The sequence below is a fragment of the Rhizobium vallis genome (assembly GCF_003985155.1).
GTDB classification, from domain to species: domain Bacteria; phylum Pseudomonadota; class Alphaproteobacteria; order Rhizobiales; family Rhizobiaceae; genus Rhizobium; species Rhizobium vallis.
The window spans coordinates 1-1,093 of record NZ_ML133742.1; the positions used below are offsets into that span (position 1 = coordinate 1).

Here is a 1,093-nt window from a genome sequence, read left to right on the forward strand (position 1 = left end):
CCGACGAGACGGACGATGGCTTCGTCGTTCGGAAAGATGCCGACGACCTCGGTGCGTCGCTTGATTTCGCCGTTGAGACGCTCAATTGGATTCGTCGAGTGCAGCTTTGCCCGGTGCTCTTTCGGGAAGGTCATGTAGGCGAGCACGTCCTCTTCAGCGTCGTCCATGATGGTGGCAAGCTTCGGCACTTTCGGCCTGATTTGATCGGCGACACTGCGCCATTGTGCGGCTTGCTGCCTCCGGGGTCTCCTGGGCAAAGGCCGTCGCGATGAAGGCGGATACGACCCGCCTGCCGCTCTTTCCAGCATGCGCGAGCACGTTCCTCATGAAGTGAACCCGGCACCTTTGCCAAGTGGCATTGAGAACCTTGGAAACGGCAGCCTTGATGCCCTCATGTGCATCAGAGACAACCAACTTCACCCCGCGTAGACCGCGGCGCGTTAGCCTGCGCAGGAATTCCGTCCAGATCGGTTCGGCCTCCGAGGTGCCAACTTCCATACCCAGGACCTCGCGCCGACCGTCGTTATTGACGCCGACCGCGATAATGACGGCGACTGAGACGATGCGGCCGCCACGCCGGACCTTGAGATAGGTCGCGTCCACCACAGGTCGTCGACAGAACGAGTCGAGATTCCCTGGATATACGCTTCCTGGATAACGGCCGTCAGAGCTTTCTCTGCCATGCGGCGCGGTTCAAGGAAGCTCGGAAAGTAGCTGCCCTTGCGCAGCTTCGGAATGCGAAGCTCGACGGTGCCAGCCCGCGTCTCCCAATCGCGGTCACGGTAGCCATTGCGTTGAGTGAGCCGCATGGGGTTCTTCACACCGAAGTCAGCACCCGTAGCCGAGCCGACCTCCAACTCCATCAGCCGCTCGGCGGCAAAGCCAATCATCTCACGCAACAAATCTGCATCGGCACTCTTCTCAACAAGCGAACGCACGTTCATCATGTCATTGGTCATCGGTGATCTTTCCGTCAGGTTGGTCTTGAACAACCCGACCCTAGCGGAAAACACTGATGGCCGCCCGCAAAGCCGATCACCCGCTACAGCGCAACGAGAAGCGCGCGGGCGCTCGGCTTTACTCCCTACCGTCA

The 1,093-nt window shown here is 60.0% G+C and carries 1 pseudogene; it reads right to left on the reverse strand.

Annotated elements, in window-relative coordinates:
* Positions 1–959 (reverse strand): annotated as a pseudogene (locus EFQ99_RS34835) (IS256 family transposase); the annotation flags it as partial.
* Between the last annotated feature and the right edge of the window lie 134 nt (positions 960–1,093).